16 protein-coding genes are annotated in these 19,480 nt (G+C 67.0%); 8 read left to right on the top strand and 8 right to left on the bottom strand.

All coding sequences use genetic code 11. The features are described 5' to 3' along the window. Nucleotides 1-311 precede the first annotated feature (311 nt). The 8 genes from NA10_RS12325 (at nt 312) to NA10_RS12360 (ending at nt 7,254) form a co-directional block, all read left to right on the top strand. A complete protein-coding gene (locus NA10_RS12325) occupies nt 312-2,177 on the top strand; it encodes an ATP-binding protein (protein ID WP_067567390.1) in 1,866 nt (621 codons plus the stop codon). Beyond that, nucleotides 2,174-2,596, top strand: coding sequence for a roadblock/LC7 domain-containing protein (locus NA10_RS12330; protein ID WP_067567392.1), 423 nt, complete (start codon nt 2,174-2,176; stop codon nt 2,594-2,596). The genes NA10_RS12325 and NA10_RS12330 overlap by 4 nt, the downstream gene beginning before the upstream one ends. Next, nucleotides 2,593-2,949, top strand: coding sequence for a DUF742 domain-containing protein (locus NA10_RS12335; RefSeq protein WP_067567395.1), 357 nt, complete (start codon nt 2,593-2,595; stop codon nt 2,947-2,949). Before NA10_RS12330 ends, NA10_RS12335 begins: the two co-directional genes overlap by 4 nt. Continuing rightward, on the top strand, nt 2,930-3,529 hold the full coding sequence (locus NA10_RS12340; protein ID WP_067567399.1) for a GTP-binding protein: 600 nt from the start codon (nt 2,930-2,932) through the stop codon (nt 3,527-3,529). The genes NA10_RS12335 and NA10_RS12340 overlap by 20 nt, the downstream gene beginning before the upstream one ends. Continuing rightward, entirely contained in the window at nt 3,529-4,782 is a 1,254-nt protein-coding gene (locus NA10_RS12345; RefSeq protein ID WP_067567402.1) for a cytochrome P450 family protein, read from the top strand. Before NA10_RS12340 ends, NA10_RS12345 begins: the two co-directional genes overlap by 1 nt. A gap of 14 nt (nt 4,783-4,796) precedes the next feature. Continuing rightward, the gene (locus NA10_RS12350; RefSeq protein WP_067567405.1) at nt 4,797-5,996 is read left to right on the top strand and encodes a cytochrome P450 family protein; all 1,200 of its coding nucleotides are present in this window, start codon (nt 4,797-4,799) and stop codon (nt 5,994-5,996) included. Nucleotides 5,997-6,061: 65 nt separating this feature from the next. Next, nucleotides 6,062-6,760, top strand: coding sequence for a hypothetical protein (locus NA10_RS12355; protein WP_157556431.1), 699 nt, complete (start codon nt 6,062-6,064; stop codon nt 6,758-6,760). Nucleotides 6,761-6,990: 230 nt separating this feature from the next. Further along, entirely contained in the window at nt 6,991-7,254 is a 264-nt protein-coding gene (locus NA10_RS12360; RefSeq protein ID WP_067567411.1) for a GlsB/YeaQ/YmgE family stress response membrane protein, read from the top strand. Nucleotides 7,255-7,330: 76 nt separating this feature from the next. Here NA10_RS12360 and NA10_RS38620 read toward each other — a convergent pair whose 3' ends face one another. The 8 genes from NA10_RS38620 to solA form a co-directional block, all read right to left on the bottom strand. Beyond that, nucleotides 7,331-7,777, bottom strand: a complete 447-nt coding sequence (locus tag NA10_RS38620) for a class I SAM-dependent methyltransferase (protein WP_067567414.1) — start codon at nt 7,775-7,777, stop codon at nt 7,331-7,333. Nucleotides 7,778-7,794: 17 nt separating this feature from the next. Next, nucleotides 7,795-11,568 (bottom strand): carboxylic acid reductase, encoded by a 3,774-nt coding sequence (car, locus tag NA10_RS12370; protein ID WP_067567417.1) that lies wholly within the window; start codon nt 11,566-11,568, stop codon nt 7,795-7,797. Nucleotides 11,569-11,756: 188 nt separating this feature from the next. Further along, nucleotides 11,757-12,554 (bottom strand): IclR family transcriptional regulator, encoded by a 798-nt coding sequence (locus NA10_RS12375; protein ID WP_067567420.1) that lies wholly within the window; start codon nt 12,552-12,554, stop codon nt 11,757-11,759. 25 nt (nt 12,555-12,579) lie between these two features. Next, nucleotides 12,580-14,139, bottom strand: coding sequence for a GMC family oxidoreductase (locus tag NA10_RS12380; protein ID WP_067567423.1), 1,560 nt, complete (start codon nt 14,137-14,139; stop codon nt 12,580-12,582). Further along, entirely contained in the window at nt 14,136-15,683 is a 1,548-nt protein-coding gene (locus NA10_RS12385) for an APC family permease (RefSeq protein WP_067567426.1), read from the bottom strand. The genes NA10_RS12380 and NA10_RS12385 overlap by 4 nt, the downstream gene beginning before the upstream one ends. Before the next feature lie 37 nt (nt 15,684-15,720). After that, nucleotides 15,721-17,223, bottom strand: a complete 1,503-nt coding sequence (locus NA10_RS12390) for an aldehyde dehydrogenase family protein (RefSeq protein ID WP_067567430.1) — start codon at nt 17,221-17,223, stop codon at nt 15,721-15,723. Next, nucleotides 17,217-18,350 (bottom strand): aromatic ring-hydroxylating oxygenase subunit alpha, encoded by a 1,134-nt coding sequence (locus NA10_RS12395; protein ID WP_067567556.1) that lies wholly within the window; start codon nt 18,348-18,350, stop codon nt 17,217-17,219. Before NA10_RS12395 ends, NA10_RS12390 begins: the two co-directional genes overlap by 7 nt. Beyond that, a complete protein-coding gene (gene solA, locus NA10_RS12400) occupies nt 18,341-19,480 on the bottom strand; it encodes an N-methyl-L-tryptophan oxidase (RefSeq protein WP_067567433.1) in 1,140 nt (379 codons plus the stop codon). The genes NA10_RS12395 and solA overlap by 10 nt, the downstream gene beginning before the upstream one ends.

The raw sequence follows: 19,480 nt of genomic DNA on the forward strand, positions 1-19,480 counted from the left end.
TTGCTTGATCGGTATTCGCCTTCGCGCTCGGCTCCCTACTGGCGAGTACGCATATGCGGACGACTCCGGAGCGAATCGAAAACTGACTCTGTACAACCGATTACGGTCAATCGACGGGCGTCCCAACTGCCGGGATGCCGCGTTGCCGGGTGGGCCGCGCTCGGGTAGCGCGCGCCATGCCGGACGCATATGCTCGTCCGCTAGATCCGAATCCGCTTGCCGGTGCGCATATTTGGCATGCGCTGCGCGCGAGTGGATGCGGTCGCACCGGGGCGTTCGTCTCGGTGCACGTGCGTTCGGAAGTGCAAAGCTTGTCGGAGTCATCGAATCCCAGGGGTGGCGAGTCGAATCCCGCCACCGGTGCGCGGCTACCGTTCGGGGCGCTGGCGGGCTGCGTCGCGATAGCCGCGCTGGCGGTGGGCGGCGCGGTTTTCGCGACGCCCGGCAATGCGCGAATCGGGGTGGCGATCGGCGGCGGCATCGCGGCGGTGCTGCTCTGCGCCGCGATCACCGCGGCGGTGCACTACCGCTCGCAGGTCGAGCTGGCGCGGCGCGAGGGCGCGACCCGCGCCGGGCAGGCCGAGGCGCGGACCGCGGCCATCATCACCGAGGCCGAGGCGCGACTCGCGGAGGGGCAGCAGCGAATTCAGGCGCTCACCCGGGAGAGCGCCGACAAGGCGCGGGCGGCCAAGGAGAGTGAGAATCGGCGCGCGGCGGCCATGGCGGCCTTCGCCGGCGCGGCCGGGCGCATGCAGGCCATGAGTACCTCCATGCTGGCGGAGCTGCGCGAGATGGAGCATCGGCACGCCGATCCCAAAGTGCTGGCCGATCTGCTCGAACTCGATCACCGCACCGCACAGGCCGGACGGCTCGCGGACAGCATCGCGGTGCTCAGTGGTGCGCGCTCCGGGCGGCGCTGGGCCAAACCCATTGCGATGGAATCGATTCTGCGCGGCGCCATGGGCCGAGTCGCGGGCTATCAGCGGGTGCGACTGCGCGCGGTCACCGAGATCGCCATCGCCGGGCACGCGGCCGAGGGGGTCATGCACGCGCTCGCCGAACTACTCGACAATGCCTGCAACTTCTCCCCGCCCACCACCGAGGTGCACGTCTACGCCGCCGAGGTCCCCGCGGGCGTTGTGATCACCATCGAGGACAGCGGCCTGGTCATGAGCGAATCCGCCTTGCGCCGAGCCGAATTGACGGTCTCCGGCAAGGGCGGCAATGCCGCGGGGTTCGGCGGCGGCCCGCACGCCTCCGGTTCGAGCGGCGCTTCCGGTTCGAGCGGCGATGCGCCCGGCATCTCCGATCTCTCCTCGCTCTCGGGCACCCGGCTGGGCCTGGCCGTGGTCGGTTATCTGGCGCGCAAGCACGAACTCACCGTCTCCTACCGCCCCTCCGCCATCGGCGGCACCGCGGTGGTCGTGGTCGTGCCCCGCGAACTCACCACCCGGATAGACTGCACCCCGGGCGCACTCGGTTCGGTCTCGCTGCCCGCTCGCTCACCCGCCGAACTCACCCCCGGCGCGTCCCCGGCTCCGGCGAACACCGCGGGCCGTTCCGATACCGCCCCGGCCCTGCTCACCGTCGACATCACCCATACCGCTCCCACCCGCGTGAGCCTCGCCGGTGCCGATCCCACCCCCACCGGTCCGCTCCCCCGCCGCGCCGAGATCTATTCCGGCACAACGTCGGTAGTCGCGTTCACCGAATCCCCTACACCCGCGGTTCCCGGTGCGGAAAGCACCGCCGGCGCAACCGAATCCAGCAAGCCCGTATCGTTCGGGATCGATCAGCCCACCGCGATGCCGACGTCCCCCGGCACCCCGCCAATCGCGAGTACGGCCGATACCCGTTCCGGCACCGACGGACAGGATCGGCAGCACTCCGATACCACCACCGGGTTCTCCGGCAGCACAGCGGTTTTGGCCGATCGCCTGGTCGATGCGAATCGAATCGACGCGGTGGCGCCGCCCGCCGAAACCCGGCTGCCCAAGCGGCAGCGGGGCAAGACCTTGGCGGCAGTGCATCCGGAAGGGCTTGCCGCGCCGGACATTCCGGCAGGCGGGGTGGCGCGGCCGGTTTCACCGGCGGCCATGGGGGCTTTTCAACGGGCGGTCAGTGGGCGTGAGGACGCCGGCGCCGCCAATCCTTCGGCCTTGGAGAGCGATAAATGATCCCGTCCGCGACACAGCTGGGCTGGCTGCTAGAGCAGCTGCTCACCCGTACCCCGCGCGCCAGGCATGCCCTGCTGCTGTCGGGGGACGGGCTGAAGATCTGCCACACCTCCGAGTTGGGCAATGACAGCGCCGATCAGCTGGCCGCGATAGCCGCTGGGATGCAGAGTCTTTCGCACGGCGCATCGGTGGAGTTCGGTGACGGCCGGGGTGGGGTGCGCCAGTCCATGACCGAGTTCTACGGCGGCATCCTGTTCATCGTCGAGGCGGGCGTCGGCGCGCATATCGCGGTGGTCGCCGCCGAGGACGCCGATGCCGGACTGGTCGGGCACAATATGCGCGAACTGGTCGAGCAGCTCGGCGAGCACCTGGCCGCGCAGCCGCGGGTGCGCGATACCCGGGGAGCGAGCGTGTCGTGACCAGGCCAGACGAGGATCCGGATCGGCTGTACACGCTGACCGGCGGCCGCAGCCGACCGGATTCGGACGCCTTCGATCTGGTCACTCTCGTGGTGAGCGAATGCGATCCGGCGCCGGGCATGCAATCCGAGCATGCCGCGATCCTGGAGATCTGCCGCTCCCCCACCGCCGTGGTGGAGATCGCGGCGGAGCTGCGACTACCGGTCGGCATCGCCACCATTCTGCTGTCGGACCTGCTGCACGCGGGCAAGATCACCGTGCGGCATCCGCGGCACAACCCCGCCTCGCAATGGCATTCGCTGCCCGACACCACCACCCTGGAGAAGGTGCTCGTTGGACTCCGCAACCTATGATCCTCGGCCGTCCCGCGCCGACGCGCCCCTGCACGCCTCCGCCCACACCGGTCTGAAGATCGTCATCGTCGGCGGTTTCGGCGTCGGCAAGACCACCATGGTGCGCGCGGTCAGCGAGATCCGGCCGCTGGACACCGAGGCCACCATGACCCAGGTGGGTTACGGCGTCGACGATCCGACGGGTGCGCCCGGTAAGACGACCACCACGGTCGCCTTCGACTTCGGCCGCATCACCATCGATACCGAACATGTGCTGTATCTGTTCGGCGCACCCGGGCAGGAGCGCTTCTGGTTCCTGTGGGATCGCCTCTTCACCGGTGCGCTCGGCGCGATCGTGCTGGTCGATCAGCGCCGAATCTCCGACTCCTGGTACGCGATCGACCGTCTCGAACATCAGGGCACCCCGTTCATCGTGGCGTGCAACAACTTCGGCGCGGCCTTCCGCCCGCATGAGGTGCGCGACGCGCTGGATCTGGATTCGCACGTCCCGCTCATCGATTGCGATGCCCGGCACCGTGATTCGTGCAAGCAGGTGCTGATCGCCCTGGTCGAATACCTCTACACCCCGGAGACCGTCTGATGACCTCGCCCGAGCAACAGCAGTGCCCGGTGCGGCCGGGAGTGGTTCCGCTGAGCGGCCCGCGCTTTCACACCGATCCGCATCACCTGTACAACGAGATGCGGCGCGAACACGGTGCGGTGGTCGCGGTCGAGCTGCCCGGCGGTGTGCCCGCGTGGCTCGTGGTCGGCTATCGGGAGATGCATCAGGTCACCAACAATCCCGAACTGTTCCCGCGCGATGTGAGCCTGTGGAACCAGTGGGGCAGCATTCCGGACGACTGGCCGCTGCTGCCCATGGTGGGCCAGCCCATGCCGTCCATCTACTTCACCGCGGGTGCGGAGCATCGCCGCCATCTGGCCATGGTGGAGCCCGCGCTGGAGTCGGTGGATCCGTTCGAATTACGCAGGGTCTGTGAGAATTTGGCGGATCGGCTGATCGACGCGTTCTGCGGGCGCGGCAGCGCCGATCTGATGGCCGAGTTCGCCGAACCGCTGCCGGTGCTGGCCCTGGCCGCCCTGCTGGGCTTCGCCGATGCGGACGGCCCGCACCTGGCCTGGTCCATGAAGGTGATGGCCGACGGCGGTGCGGACGCGCAGGCGGCGCATCTGCAATTCATGGGTCATATGCAGCGCCTGGTCGCGCTCAAGAAGGCCGTGCCGGGCGATGATCTGGTCTCGCGCATGCTGGCCTATCCGGCCCCGTTCACCGATGAGGAATACGTCAACGACCTGATGGCGATCACCGCCGCCGGGCATTTGACGACCTGTGACTGGCTCGGAAACTCGGTGCGGCTCATGCTCACCGATGATCGCTTCGCCGCCGCGCTCGGTGGCGGGCGGCGCAGTATCAGCCAGGCCATGAACGAGGTGCTGTGGGAGGAGAGCCCCACCTCGATTCTGGCCGGACGCTGGGCGGCGCGCGACACCCGCTTGGCGGACAAGGTGATTCGCGCCGGTGACCTGCTGCTGCTGGGATTGGCCGCGGCGAATACCGATCCGCATGTGCGCCAGCATGTTTCGGAGTCCGTGCACACCGGCAACAACGCGCACTTCGCCTTCAGTCACGGCGAGTACCGCTGCCCGTTCCCGGCGCAGCAGATCGCCGAGATCATCGCCAGGACCGGCATCGAGGTGCTGCTGGACCGGCTGCCCGATATCGACCTGAGCGTGCCCGCGCAGAACCTGATGCGCCGACCGTCTCCCTTCATGCATGGAATGGCTTCGCTGCCAGTTCATTTCAGCCCAGTTCGCGCCGTCGGAGGTTTCCAGTGACTTGCCCACATGCCATGCCCATCGATCCGATGGTCGCCGATCTGGCCGGGGAGACCGCACGCCTGCGTGAGGCCGGACCGCTCACCCGCATCGAATTGCTCGGCGTACCAGCCTGGACCGTCACCGAACACGCGCTGGCCCGGCAGCTGCTCACCGATACGCGCCTGGTCAAGGACATCAACGCCTGGGGCCTGTGGAACTCGGGCGCGGTGACGCGGCAGTGGCCGCTGATCGGCATGATCGACGCGGGCCGCTCCATGTTCACCGTGGACGGGGCCGAGCATCGGCGACTGCGGATCAAGACCACCCAGGCGCTGACGGCGCGCCGGTTGGAGGCGCTGCGGCCCTTCATCGAGGCGCTCACCGCGGAGCTGCTCGACAATCTCGAGGCCGCCGGACGCGAGGGCGAGATCGTCGATCTGAAGCAGGTTTTCGCCTATCCGCTGCCCATGGGGGTGATCAGCGAGCTCATGGGTGTGGAGCGCGCGGATCAGCCCATGCTGCTGGACTGGTACAAGAAGTTCTTCTCCATGATGACCCCGCAGGATGAGCGGTTGCGGGTCATCGACGCGCTGGACGCGTACTTCACCGAGATGGTGCGCCGCAAGACCGCGGCCCCGGGTGACGATCTCACCAGTGCGCTCATCCTGGCCGATGAGGGCGGCGACCCGCTCACCGAGGAGGAGGTGGTCGGCAATCTCAAGGCGCTGGTCGCCGCGGGCCACGAGACCACGGTCAGCCTGATCGTGAATACGGTGCGCGCCTTGCTCTCCCGCCCCGAACAGTTGGATCGGCTGCGCTCGGGTGATGTGTCGTGGAAGCAGGCCATCGAGGAGACCCTGCGCTATGACGGGCCGGTGACGCATCTGCTCATGCGCTTCGCGACCGAGGATATCGCGGTGGGCGACACCGTGATCGAGAAGGGCGAGGGCGTGGTGATCTCCTACCGGGCCGTGGGCCGCGATACCGCGGTGCACGGGGAGGATGCCGACGAGTACGACATCACCCGTCCGACCGCGAGCCGCAATATCTCCTTCGGCTACGGTCCGCATATCTGCCCGGGCGCGGCGCTCGCGCGACTGGAGGCGGCCGTCGGCCTGCCCGCGCTCTTCGAGCGCTTCCCTGGCCTGAAGCTCGCGATCGCGGATGAGGAGATCGCGCACCTGCCGGTGCTGACCCAGAATGACCTGGCGGCCTTCCCCGTTCACATCTGACGGGCCGACCCTCACATACCGGGCACGTCCCCCTTTTCCTGGGACCTCCTGGCATGCTGTTGCGCGTGACGACCAAGGGAGTATGGATTTCAGTGGTGACGTGCGCGGTGCTGGTCACCGCCGGTTGCGGGAAGAGCACCGATTCGAAGGCCGTTTCCGGCGCCCCGCAACCGAGTACGCCGCGCGATCAGCTGGTGCTGACCGCGGCGGAGTTCCCGGCGGGCACCAAACCGCTGGACCTTCCGCCGGACAAACTGCGCTCCAGCGTCACCGATCTCGGCGACATCATGGCCAACTCCACGGTGACACCGCCGGAATGCCGTGGGCCGCAGGTGGATCTGGCGGCGCTCACCAATGATCTGCTCGGTGACTCCGCCATCGCCGCCGCCGCGACCGCGGATATGGACGTCTACATCGAATTCGTCTCGGCCAAGACCCTGGACCTGAATCTCATGATGGACACCAATACCAAATGCGCGCACCTGACCTCGACCAGCACCGTCGACGGCAAACAGGTGAACACCACGGTCGATATGGAAAAGCTGCCCGCCTTGAACGGCGTAGATTCGGTGGCCTACCGCGCCACCAGCACCTCGGTCCTACCCGGCGCCGCCCCCATGACCCGCACCGCATTCCAGGGCTGGGCCACTCTGCGCGGACTCACCGTAACCGCCCGATCCGCCGCCCTGTCCGGCGTCCCGGACCAGACCGCCTTCGAAAAATTCTTCACCGCCGCCGTCGAGAAGGTACGCACGGCGAAGTAGCGCGGCGGTGAGGTCCGCGACATCGCGGGCCATGGGTGACACCTGTTCTGGGACAGCGGCTTTGCGTGGGCCGAAAGCGCTCGGAGCGCAACCGGTCCGGCATCGCGCGGGGCTGTCCGGAACCGGCTGTTCGCCCACCTGACGCGCTGATGTAATGCGACACGCTCTCCGGTCTGGTTTGCTTTGCTACCGTCGAGTTCGCGACACCCCGCAAGGTCTAGGAGCACGCCATGGGCATTATCGCCATGATCATTATCGGCCTCATCGCCGGAGCCATCGCCCGCCTCCTCGTACCCGGTAAGGAAGATTTCGGCTGGATCGGCACGATTCTGCTCGGCATTGTCGGCGGTTACGTCGGCGGCACCCTGGGCAGCATGCTCTTCGGCGACCACAAATTCAGCGTGCACCCGCCCGTCCAGCACACCTTCCTCGGTGCGATCGTCGGCGCGGTCATCATCCTGCTGGTCTACAAGTTCATTCGCGCCCGCGTCTGACACCCTCCGCCACTCCGGCACGACACCTTCGTCATCCCGACGTAGCGCCCTCCGCCATACCGGCATGACACCTTCGTCATCCCGGCATGCTTTTGGCCGGGATCCACACCTGCTGCACTCCAGCGGGTTTCGTGGATCCCGGCCAAAAGCGCGCCGGGATGACGGGGGCAACTGCGGACCGTACGAAAGGGGGCCGACTACGCACCGGAAGGGTGGGGAGATCGGTTGCACGCCAAAAGGACGCGGGGATCAACTGCATGCCGGGACGACGGGGATTCCAATACACCGGGTGCGGACCAACTGCACGGGCCGCCAGGAACATCCTGCGGCGGCGCGGCCACTCCGATTCGTCGCCCGGCTGATCACCCGGCGCGGTATTGCGCTCGGCGATCACCGATTCCGCGACGCCGAGTATGCGCACCGCGAGCGGGTCGGTGAACAACCGCGGTTCGTCCGCCATCTGGTGATAGGCCCGCGCGTACGCGGTGGCCAGGGCGGTTCGACTCGGTTGACCGTGCTCCATGGATTCCAGCCTTCCGGCTAGTACAGCCCGCGCAATCGCAGATCGGTCACATATTTGCCGATGAGTCGCGGAGTCAGGTGCGGAATATCGTGATCCGGGCCGATCTCGGCGGCCTGCACCGCGGCCTGAAAGCGTTTGGCGGGCAAGGCCGAACCCGGGATCGGCATGCCCGGGTGCCGGTAGGCGTGCAGCAGCGGCAGCACCGAGGCTTGGCGCTGCTGTTCCGGGAGCGCCCGCAGCGCGGTCTCGAAGCGGCTGAACCAGGCGTCGTAATCGTCGAGGCGGTCGATGCGGTGGCCGTCCGCGATCAACCAGTCGACGAAGGAGTCCAGCGAGATGCCGTCGTCATGCGGATTGAAGACGTCGAAGGTCTGGAAGCCGGTGGCCTGCGCGCCCAGGACGGTGATGGCCTCGGCGGTGAAGTCGGCGGGCAGGCCGTCATAGTGCGCGCGCCGGCGATTGCCCCGGGCATCGGTGCGGTAGAACGACTTCGGGGCGATACCGGTGGCGAGCAGGCTCAGCAGCAGTCGGCTGAACATATCGGTCAGGTTGACCTGTCCGGCGTATCGGCTGTGCGCCAGGATCATATCGGAGCGAAATACCGCGACCGGGAGCCCGCACAGGTCGTGCGCCTCGCGCAGCAGCACCTCACCGGCCCATTTGCTGGTGCCGTAGCCGTTGGCGTAACCGTCCCCGATGACGCGCTCGGCACTGATCCGGCGAATATCGCCGTCCTCGTCGAAAAGCTCCGGATCGACCTGATCCGCCACCGCCACCGTGGACAGGTAGGTGACCGGCTTGAGCCGGGAAGTCAGTGCGAGCCGGATGATTTCGGCGGTCCCGACCACATTGGGGCCGAACAGCTGGCCGTACGGCAGCACGTGATTGACCAGGGCGGCCGGATGCACGATGGCATCGACGGTCTCCGCCAGGCGCAGCCATTCCGCTTCGGGCAGACCGAAATTCGGTTCGGCGATATCGCCCGGGAGTACCACCAGGCGGCGCGCGGCCAATTCCCGATACTCGCGCAGCAACTCCGCGTCACCGGAGTCGAACGCGGCGTCGAGCCGGGCGCGCGCCGAGTCGACCGTACTGCCGCGCACCACGCACAGGACGGTGCCGTCCGAAACATCCACCCGGCGTAGCCATTCCAGGCACAGGAAACGCCCGAGATAACCGTTCGCCCCGGTGAGCAGGACGGTCCGCGGCTGTTCCACGGCACCCGCCAGCCCCGGGGCGGCCGCGAGGGTCGCGGCATCGATGAACTTGTCCAGGGTCAGATCCGCCGCCCGCACCAGTGGAGCGGCAGCGTGTACCGAACCGACGGTCGGGCGCCGCGCCGACGAATCACGCTCCAGCTCTACATATCTCGCCACCGCCGCCAGATCATTGGCCGGACTGACGATCACGCTCACCGGAACCTCGATCCCGAGGATCTCACCGAGCAGGGTCGAGAACGACAATGCCGACAGCGAATCACCACCGAGATCGGCGAAATGCGCATCGGGACGCAGATCGCCTGCCGCACAACCGAGTAGCGCACCGGCGGCGCGACTGACCGTCTCCAGTACCGGGGTGGAACTCGCGTCCCGCCGCAGACTGGCGAGCTCACTCGCCTGCGCCTCCGCCATTTCGGCGTAGAGCGCCTCGAGCCGCTCGCCGTAGCGCTCCTTGAACTTGGGTCGCAATGGCTTGCCCAGCCCGGCGAGCAGGCCGTTCTCCACACTGAACGGCTCGGTCTCGATCAGGAAAGCCCTTGGTATCTCATAGGATTCGAGTTCGGACTCTTTCGCGAGTCGCTGGAGCGACTCGGTGAGCGCCTCCCGCAGTGCCGGACTCGCGGCCGCGTCGAGCCCCGCGGGCAGTGCTGCCGCACTGGGCACGATGACGGCCAGCAGATACGCGCGCTCGCTATTGCCGTAGATGTAGATCTGCCGGATCAGCGGGCTGGTCGCGTACACCGCCTCGAGCTTGGCGATGGTGACGAATTCGCCCTGCGACAGCTTGAGGACGTTATTGCGCCGGTCCACATAGACCAGCTCGTCCGGCCCGAGTTCGGCGACGATATCGCCGGTGCGATAGAACCCGTCCGCATCGAAGATCTCGGCGGTGATGTCGGGGCGCTTGAAGTAACCGGGAATCATGACCGAGGTCTTGAGCAGCAATTCCCCACGCGGATAAGGCTTATCGGTGCCGAAGTAGCCCAGCTCGGGCACATCGGCGAGCCGGTAGTCGATGACCGGCGGGCGATTCAGCCTGTTGTCCATCAGGATCGCGCCACCGGCCTCGGTGGAGCCGTATCCATCGTGCAGCTCCAGTTCCAGCAGCGACTCCATGAAGGTCTTCATCTCGGCCGAGATGGGCGCGCTGCCCACCATCGCGCCGAACAACCGGCCGCCCATAACCCGTTCCCGCAGTTCGGTTTTCACCTCGTGCACGGCGTCGTCGCGATCCTCTCCCGCCGCGACCCGGCCGCCGACCTCTCCGAGGAAGCGCTGGTACAGCATGTCGCAGACGCGCGGTACGAAGAAGAACTCGGTCGGCCGCACCAGTGCGATGTCCTCGAACAGGGTCGACAGATCACTGGCCGCCGCGAAGTAGGCGGTCCCGCCGCGCGACAGCGCACCCAGCAGGGCCAGTCGCCCCGCCACATGACTCATCGGCATATAGCTGAAATTGATCGCGGGAATGGGCGATTGCGCCGCACCGCCGGTCCACATGGCGCTCACCAGTCGCGCGGGGTACATGGCCCCCTTCGGCGCACCGGTGCTCCCGGAGGTGTAGATGAGCAGCGCCAGCGCCTCGGCATCGACCGCCACCGGCTCGACGGGCGGCAGCGCCCGCCCCCGGGCGAACACCTCCGCCAGCGTGTCGATCGCGATCGGGCGACCATCGCGAGTCACCCATTCGCGCGCGGATTCCACTGCCGCGCGGTGATAGTCGTCATCGGCGTGAAAGTCGATGACCACCACGGCGGGGGTCGCCTCCGCCGGAATCGCCTCCAATGCCGGACCGAGCAACTCCACGCTGGTCACCAGCACCCGGGGCGCGGTCTCGGCAAGTATCGAACTCCACTGCGCCACCGACCCACTCGCCTGCAACGGCACACTCACCAGTCCCGACAGCTGGCACACCAGCTCCACGGTCGTGTAGTCGGCACTCGTAAACCCCAGCGTCGCAATGAAATCCCCCGCCCGCACCGGATCCCCGGCCGCGCCCGGCACCGGCGTTCCAGCGGCGTCCGTCACCCCCACCCGCGTTCCGGCATCCGCAACCTCGGCCCGCGCACCCGCAGCGTCCACCGCCTCCACCCGCGTACCGGCAGCATCCACAACCTCAATCCGCGTACCCGCAGCGTCCGCAACCTCAATCCGCGCACTCACTTCGTCCGCAACCTCAGCCCGCGCACTCCCTTCGTCCGCAATCTCAGCCCGCGTACCCGCAGCGTCCACCGCTTCCACCCGCGCCGCACCGGATCCGTCAGCCCAGGCCGCCCGCACCGCCGCGATCCGCTCCCCCAACTCGCCGTAGGTGAGGGTGTCGAACCGGTCCAGCAATCGCCGCGTGCGCCGCCCGGCCGTGTCGGTGATCACCTCGTGGGCGCGTTCCCCCAGCGCGGGCCGCTCCGCGTAGCGCGTCAGCACCGTCGAGACGATCTCCGCGGGGCTCAGGCCCTCGCGCCGGATCGCCTCGTTCACTTCGCCGATCTGCAGGGCGGCATGAACCTGCGCGTCCGCCAGCAGTTCGGCGATCCGCTGCCTGTGCGCAGCCTCCGACGTGCCATTACCCACGATGACCCCTCAGACATTTAGCATCGCTAACCAGATTACGGTCCACCCGCAACCGCAGAATGTCAAGCATCCACCCAATTCGCCCACAAGCCCCGTGAATGAGCGCCCCACCGGCAGAGCATCTACGTGCATGCGCTCATGCAGGGGGCTACTCGGCGTTCACCAGCGCCATTACATGCGCGTGCGAATCAACCCGGGAAGCCCAGGCGGCGGGAGATGATGTGGGCGGATTCCATTGCCTGGTGGGCGGTTTCGGCGAAGCGGGTAGCGGGGAGGCGGTAGGAGGGGCCGGAGACGCTGAGGGCGGCGATGATTCGGCCGTCGCTGTCCCGAATGGGGGCGGCGACCGCGTTCAGGCCGATTTCGAGTTCCTCTTCGCAGGCTGCCCAGCCCTGTCGGCGCACCCGCTCGAGCTGGGTGCGCAGGGTGGGCAGATCGGTAATCGTCCCGGGGGCGAAGGAATCCAGGCGGCGGGGCAGATGCGTACGGAGTTCGGCGGCCGAGAGTTCCGCGAGCAGGACCTTGCCGCTGGAGGTGGCATGCGCGGGGCAGCTCTGGCCGATCCAGGTACGCAGGGCGACACCGGCGGAGCCGACCGCCTCGGCGACATTGACTATGCGGTCGCTGTCGAGGATGGCGATATTGGTCGTCTCGCCCAGGCGCGCGGCCAGGTCGTCGCAGATGTCCTGGCTCTGACGCGGCAGGTCCATATGGGCGCTGGTGGAGCCCGCCAGACGCACGATCGTGAAGCCGAGCCGGTATTTGCCCCGCTCGGAGAGTTGTTCCACATAACCGCGGGATTCCAGCACCGCGATCAATCGCGAGACCGTGGATTTGTGCACCCCGAGTTCGGCCGCGATCTCGGTGACCCCGGCCGCACCCAATTTGGCCACGATCTCCAGGGCGGTCAGCGCGCGGTCGACCGACTGCACCGCCGCCGTGCCTTCCCGCGGTTTGCCGGACCCCTCGCCCGCTCGCATAGCCATAACACGTCCAGTGTAGGTGTCGCGCTCACCGCGCTGCCGCCTTGATCAGGTCGGCGCACTTCTCCCCCATCGCCATGATCGTGATATTCGGGTTCACCGCGGGCAGTTTGGGCATGGCGGAGGCATCGACCACGCGCAGTCCGCGGACGCCCTTGACTCGTAATTCGGGGTCCAGCACCGCCATCGGGTCGCTGACCGCGCCCATACGGGCGGTGGCGGCGGGGTGGTAGACGGTGTTGTGGGTGCGGTGCATGTAATCGACGAGGTCGGCGTCGGTGACGGCCTCGGGGCCGGGAGCCAGCTCGCGCGCCACCCAGTCGCGCAGCGGTGCTTGTTCGGCGATACGACGCGCCAATCGGATGCCGTGCAACATGATTCGCTCATCGTGGCCGTCGGGATCACTGAAGTAGCGCGGGTCCACCCGCGGCTTGTCGCGGAAGTCCCGGGAACGCAGCCGAACGGTGCCGCGCGAATGCCCCTGTGTCACATTGGGTGTGAGGCAGAAGCCGTTCTCGGTGGTCGGGTAGCCCCAGCGGACGGTGTTCATATCGAAAGGCACACTGCCGTAATGCATCATGAGGTCGGGTACGCCGAGACCGCCGTCGACGGTGGCGAAGACGCCGATCTCCCACCACTGCGTCGAGGTGGTGACCATGGGCCGCGACGCCTCCCAGAACACCAGCCCCTCGACGTGGTCATCGAGATTGGAGCCGACACCCGGCGCGTCGACCCGCACCCGAATTCCCATATCCCGCAGGTGTTCCGCCGGGCCGATCCCGGACAGCATGAGCAGTTTCGGGGTGTCGATGGCCCCGGTGCTGATGATCACCTCGCGGCGCGCGCGCACCGTATCGAAGCCGGTCAGATCCGGCCGCCGATACCGCGCTCCAATGGCGGAATCGGTTTCGTCGAACAGGATTTCGCTCACCCAGCAGCCGGTGCGCACCTCCAGATTCCGCCGCTGCCCGATAATCGGATGCAGGTAGGCGTGCGAGGATGACATACGGGTGTTGTCGCCGTCGGCATTGATCTGGAACCAGCCCGCGCCATTGCGGACGGTCTCACCCCGATTGAACTGCACGGTGGGCAATCCCACCCGTGCGGCCGCCTCCAGCACGGCGTATCCGCACGGGTCCTTGGGCGGAATGTCCAGCAGGCGCACGGGTCCGGTGCGCCCGTGCCGCTCGCCGGGCACCTCGCTGGTCTCCAATTTGGTGACATAGGGCAGCAGCCCGTCCGCACCCCAGCCCGTCGCGCCGAGAGCCTCCCACTCATCGAGGCCTTCGGCGGGCGGCCAGAACGCGATACACGAATTGTGCGAGGAGCAGCCGCCCAGCACCTTGGCGCGGGCATGGCGCAGGAAACTGTTCCCGCTCCGCTGCGGTTCCACCGGATAGTCCCAGTCGTACCCGGATTCGAGCAGCAGCATCCAATCCGCGAGCCGTAGAATCCTGTCGTCGCCGACATCAGAGGGTCCCGCTTCGAGCAAACACACTGTGACGGAACGGTCTTCGCTGAGCCGGGCGGCGACCACACAGCCGGCCGAACCGCCGCCGACGATCACATAGTCGAAGGTGTCGGTCATGAGGTCGCCTCGGCCGCGGGCGCGGCGTGCGAGGCGAGCACGCCGATGACCCGGGTTCCCCTGAGCGCGTACCAGATCAGGCCCGCACCCAGGATCGCGCCGATATAGATGAACGCGCCCCACGTGTTGTACCAGGGCCCGCCGTAGACGGCCTCGCGGGGCCAGGCCAGGTTCACGGCCATACCCGAACCCCACAGCACCGCAACAATATTCACCGCCATGCCCCAGCGGCCCATGGTGAAGTAGCCGTTTCCGGCCAGATCGCTCGGCGGCCAATTGCCCTTGATCCGCTGCCACAGCATGGGCGCGGTGACCAACAGATAGGCCAGGTAGATCATGATGACCGCGATGGATGTCAGCACCGTGAACACCTGCGGCTGACCGATATTGATGACCAGGATGAGCGCCGACAGCACGCCGATGATCACTGCCGGGATGACCGGTGCGGAATGCTTGACGCTGAGCTTGGCCAGCTTCTCCGAGAACGGCAGCGCATTGTCGCGGGCCATGGCGAAGGTCAGGCGAATACCGGCGGTGTGCACCGCGAGCGAGCACACGATCACCGCGATGACGATGCACACCAGGAACACTCGGCCCAGCCAGCCCGACATGACCTGCTGCACGATGTATTGCAGCCCGCCGTCGGTGGTGCCCAGCTTCTCGTCCCTCACATCCGGTGCGGCCATGACCGCGAAGACCAGGATCGCGCCGCCGATCACGAAGGAAGCCAGCAGGGCGCGCAGAATCGCCTTGGGCGCGGTGCGCCGCGGTTCGACCGTCTCCTCGCCGAGCGAGCTGGCGGTGTCGAAGCCGTACATGACATAACCCGAGGCCAGCGAGGCGATCAGGAAGGCGCTCAGGTACCCGCCGCTCTGCCCCGCGCCATATCCGTTGGTGGAGAAGAAGACACTCGGCCCGCGCGTGACGTGCAACCCGAGAATGATCGCGATGAGCACGGCCGCGATGAGTTCGATGAACACCCCGGTGCTGTTGATCATCGCCATGAGCTTCACGCCGAAGGCGTTCACCACGGTGGTGAAGATGATGAGCACGGTCCCCAGAATGACGGCATTGGTGGCGTAGTCGTGCGCACCCGTCCCGTCACCGACTATCTGGAATCCGCTCCACAATCGCGGCATATTCAATTGCAGGGCCAGCACCACCGCCGAGAGCGTGACAATCGAGGCGGTCAGCATGAGCCACCCCGCCGACCAGCCGACAATCCGGCTGCCCAGCTTCTTGGACCAGTTGTAGACAGACCCGGCGACGGGATACTTCGCCGCCAATTCCATGAAGCACAGCGCCACGGCCAACTGTCCGGCGAAGACCAGCGGCCAGGACCACAGGTAGCCGGGACCGGCTGTGCTGTAACCGAAGTAGAACAGCTGGAAGGTACCGGTCAGGATCGAGATGTAGCTGACGCCGGCGGCGAAACTCGAGAACTTCCCGATACTTCGGCTCAGGGACTCCCGATAGCCGAATTCGTCCATGCCGTGATCGGTGAGGTGGGCTGCGGAGGGAGAGGGGGGACGGGTGGTCGTCATGACGGCCCAACTTTCGAGAAAAGCAGCTAGAACATATTCAGTTGTCGTTGTCAGCGAACCAGCCGCCCACCGTTGGTGCGGTGTTGTGCCAGATATGTTTGGTCTCCTGGTACTCGGCCAGACCGCTGGGGCCGAGTTCGCGGCCGGTGCCGGAGCGGCCGAAACCACCCCATTCGGCCGCGGGCGTGTAGTAACCGAAGTCGTTGAGCCACACCGTCCCGTGCCGGAGTGCGCGCACCATACGCTCCCCCAGCGCGGCATCGGCGGTGCGGACTCCGGCGGCCAGGCCGTAGGCGGTGTCATTGCCCAGGGCCAGGGCCTGCGCCTCGGTGCCGAACCGCTCGACGGTGAGGATGGGGCCGAAGGTCTCCTCCTGCACCAGGCGCATCCAGCGACGACAGTCATCGAAAATGGTTGGCGGATAGAAGCTTCCGGCGCGCAATACCGGATCGGCGGGGCGTTCGCCGCCGGTGACAAGCCTCGCGCCCTCCGAAATTCCCAGGGCGACATAGGCTTCCACCTTGTCGCGGTGCTGTTCGGAGACGAGCGGGCCGGTTTCGCTGGCCGGATCCAGGCCCGGACCGAAGCGGATGCGCTGCGCGCGGCGGGCCAGTTCAGCGACGAATCGATCGGCGATGGTGTCGTGCACGATCAACCGTGTTCCGGCCGAACACACTTGACCGGAGTGCAGGAAGGCCCCGGTGAGCACGGCGTCGACGGCGCTGTCGAAATCGGCGTCCGGGAAGATGATGTGCGGGTTCTTACCACCCAATTCGAGGGCGACCCTGGTGATGTGCGGCGCGGCGGTGCGGGCGATGGTCGCGCCGGTCTGCGCACCACCGGTGAAGGAGATGAGGTCGACATCCGGGGTATCGGTGAGCGCGGAACCCACTGTGGCACCGCTGCTCTGGATCAGATTCACCACCCCCGGCGGCACCCCGGCCCGGTCGATGAGCTTGACCAGCGCGATGGTGCTCAGCGGGGTGACCTCGCTCGGCTTGGCCACCATGGTGCAGCCCGCGGCCAGCGCGGGCGCTATCTTCCAGGACATCTGGAGCAGCGGATAGTTCCACGGCGCGATGAGCGCGCAGACGCCCACCGGTTCGCGCACCACCCGGCTGATGACGGCGGGATCGCCGGTATCGACGAGCCGATCCGCCTGTGTGCTCGCCAGATTCGCGTAGTACCGGAAGACCGCGATCACATCGTCGATGTCGATATGGCTCTCGCGCAGGGTCTTTCCGGTATCGAGGGTCTCTATCCGCGCCATCGCATCGCGTTCGGCATCGAGCAGTTCGGCGATGCGCAGCAAATAGCCGATCCGCTCGGCCACCGGCGTCCGCGGCCAGCCGCCGGTGTCGAAGGCCGCTCTGGCGGCGGCGACCGCACCCACCGCGTCGGCCCGATCGGCCTCGTCTATGGTGGCGAGCACGGAACCGTCAGCGGGATTCACGATCTCGCGGGTACCGCCGCCCGCGGCATGTACCCATTTGCCGTCGATATACAGATTCGGCGGACTACACAGCTCGTCGTCTAACATGATTCGCCGATCATCTTGCGGGCCCACTCATGGAATTCGGCGATATGGTGTTCGGCCGGTACCAGCACACCGCCCTTGCGATAGGCGCGCGAGGACATGGCGGGCTGGGTGCGCTCGCATGCGGCGAAGTCCTGTTCGTTCACCCTGTGGAACAGTTCCACGGAATGGTCGAGCACACCCCCGGATTCGACGACATCGGGTGCGTACAGCCAATCGCATTCGACAATGGTCCGATCGTGCGCCATCGGGTACATGCGGTGGAAGATGACGTGATCGGGCACCAGGTTCACGAATACCGTCGGGCGAATGGTGATGGCGTAGTACTTGCGATCCTGTTCGGGGGCCAGACCGGGCAGCGGTTCGAAGCCGGGGCGGCCGTCGACGGTGAATCCGGCTATGCGCTCGCCGAATTCGGCCCCGTGACCGACGTAGTACTGGGCCGCGAATCCGCCCGCGAACTCGGGCAGCACCTCGACGAGTTCGGGATGGATGGTGGCGCAGTGATAGCACTCCATGAAGTTCTCGACAATGAGCTTCCAATTGGCCGCCACGTCGTAGACCACGCGTTTGCCGACGGTGAGATCGGCCATGGCGTAATGGTCGATGGCGGCCGGATCGCCCAGGCGGGCGGTGGCCGCGCCCATCACCTCGGTCTCGAAGGAGGGCGGATCATCGGCCAGGCACACCCAGGCGTAGCCGAGCCACTCCCGCAACGCGACCGGAATGAGCCCGTAGGCCACCCGATCGATGGGCGCACCCGAATCATCCTGGAGTGAACCGAGATTCGGTGCGGCGACGAGTTTGCCGTCGAGCCCGTAGGTCCAGGCGTGGTAGGGGCAGCGCAGAGTGCGGCGCACCTGCCCCTGTTCCTCGGTGCAGATCATCGCACCGCGGTGGCGGCAGATATTGAGGAAGGCGCGCAGTTCACCATCGTGACCGCGCACCACCAGCACGCTCTCCCGGCCGACCTGGACGCGCCGGAAGACCCCGGCCTCGGCCAGTTCCGAGGAGCGCACCGCGCAGAACCACATCCGTTCGAAGATGTGCTCCTGTTCCGCGGTGAAAATGGCCGGGTCGCAGTAGTACTCACCGCCGAGGGTGGGGATCAGATCCGAGGTCACAGGGATACCAGCCTTTGCGGGGCGAACAGGTCGATGGGGTGGCGGGTGCCGCCGGTCATGGCGAGATCTGCGAGGATCTCGCCCACCACCGGCACGAATTTGAAGCCGTGGCCGGAGAATCCGCAGGCCACCGTGACGGCGGTATGCGCGGGATGGCGGGCGATGACGAAGTGCTGATCGGCGGTGTTGGAGTACATGCAGGTGGCCGCGTGCAGCAGGCGACCGGCCAGGGCGGGGAGCAATTCGGTGACGCGGGTGCGCATTTCGGTGATCTCGTCCGCGTGCACCTCGCGGTCGATGGTCTCGGGCGTGCACAGGAGGCCTTTGCGGAAGAAGGCCGTTTTCACCCCGCCGTCGGGACCGTCGACGGCGGGGAAGCCGTAAATCTGTGCGCCCTCGTCATTTTCGGCGATATAGATCGGATCATTCTCGAACTTGGCGGTGCCGACGACCGGATCGAGCCAGTACATGACCTGGCGTTCGATCTCGATACCGATTCCCAAGTCCGCCAGCAGTTTCGGCGCCCAGGCGCCGGGACAGATCACCAATTGGCCCGCGGTGTAGCTGCCCGCGGCGGTGGTGACGGTGACACCGCCACCGCTCTGCTTCCACTGCTCGACCTGTTCGCCGAAGCGTAGATCGGCACCGGCGCGGGCGGCGAGCTCGAGGTGCGCGCCGACGGTCAGTTCGGGTCTGGCGAAGCCCGCCTGCTGTTCGTACAGGCCGATGAAGTGCGGGTCCGGCGCGAAATTCGGGAAAGCGCCGCGGATTTCGGCCGAGTCCATAATCCGGTGCGGCAGTCCCCATTCCCGCGAGGCGCGGATACTGCCCGCGACCGTCAGACTCTCCGCGGGGCCGACGTACAAACCGCCGGTGAGGCGGTACACCTCGTCACCGGAGTCCCGGGCCAGCTGCTCCCATAGTTCGTAGGCGCGCAACAGCAGAGGCACATAGGCCGGATCCTCGAAGTAGGACTGCCGGATGATGCGGGAGCCGCCGTGACTGGACCCCCGGTCGTGCGCGGGCGTGAACCTCTCCAGGCCCAGGACCCGGTGACCGCGCGCCGCCAGGTGATAGGCGGCGGCGCTGCCCATTCCGCCCAGGCCGATGACGATGACATCGTAGGTGTCGGACAT

The sequence above is a fragment of the Nocardia acidivorans NBRC 108247 genome (assembly GCF_001625085.1).
Taxonomy (GTDB): domain Bacteria; phylum Actinomycetota; class Actinomycetes; order Mycobacteriales; family Mycobacteriaceae; genus Nocardia; species Nocardia acidivorans.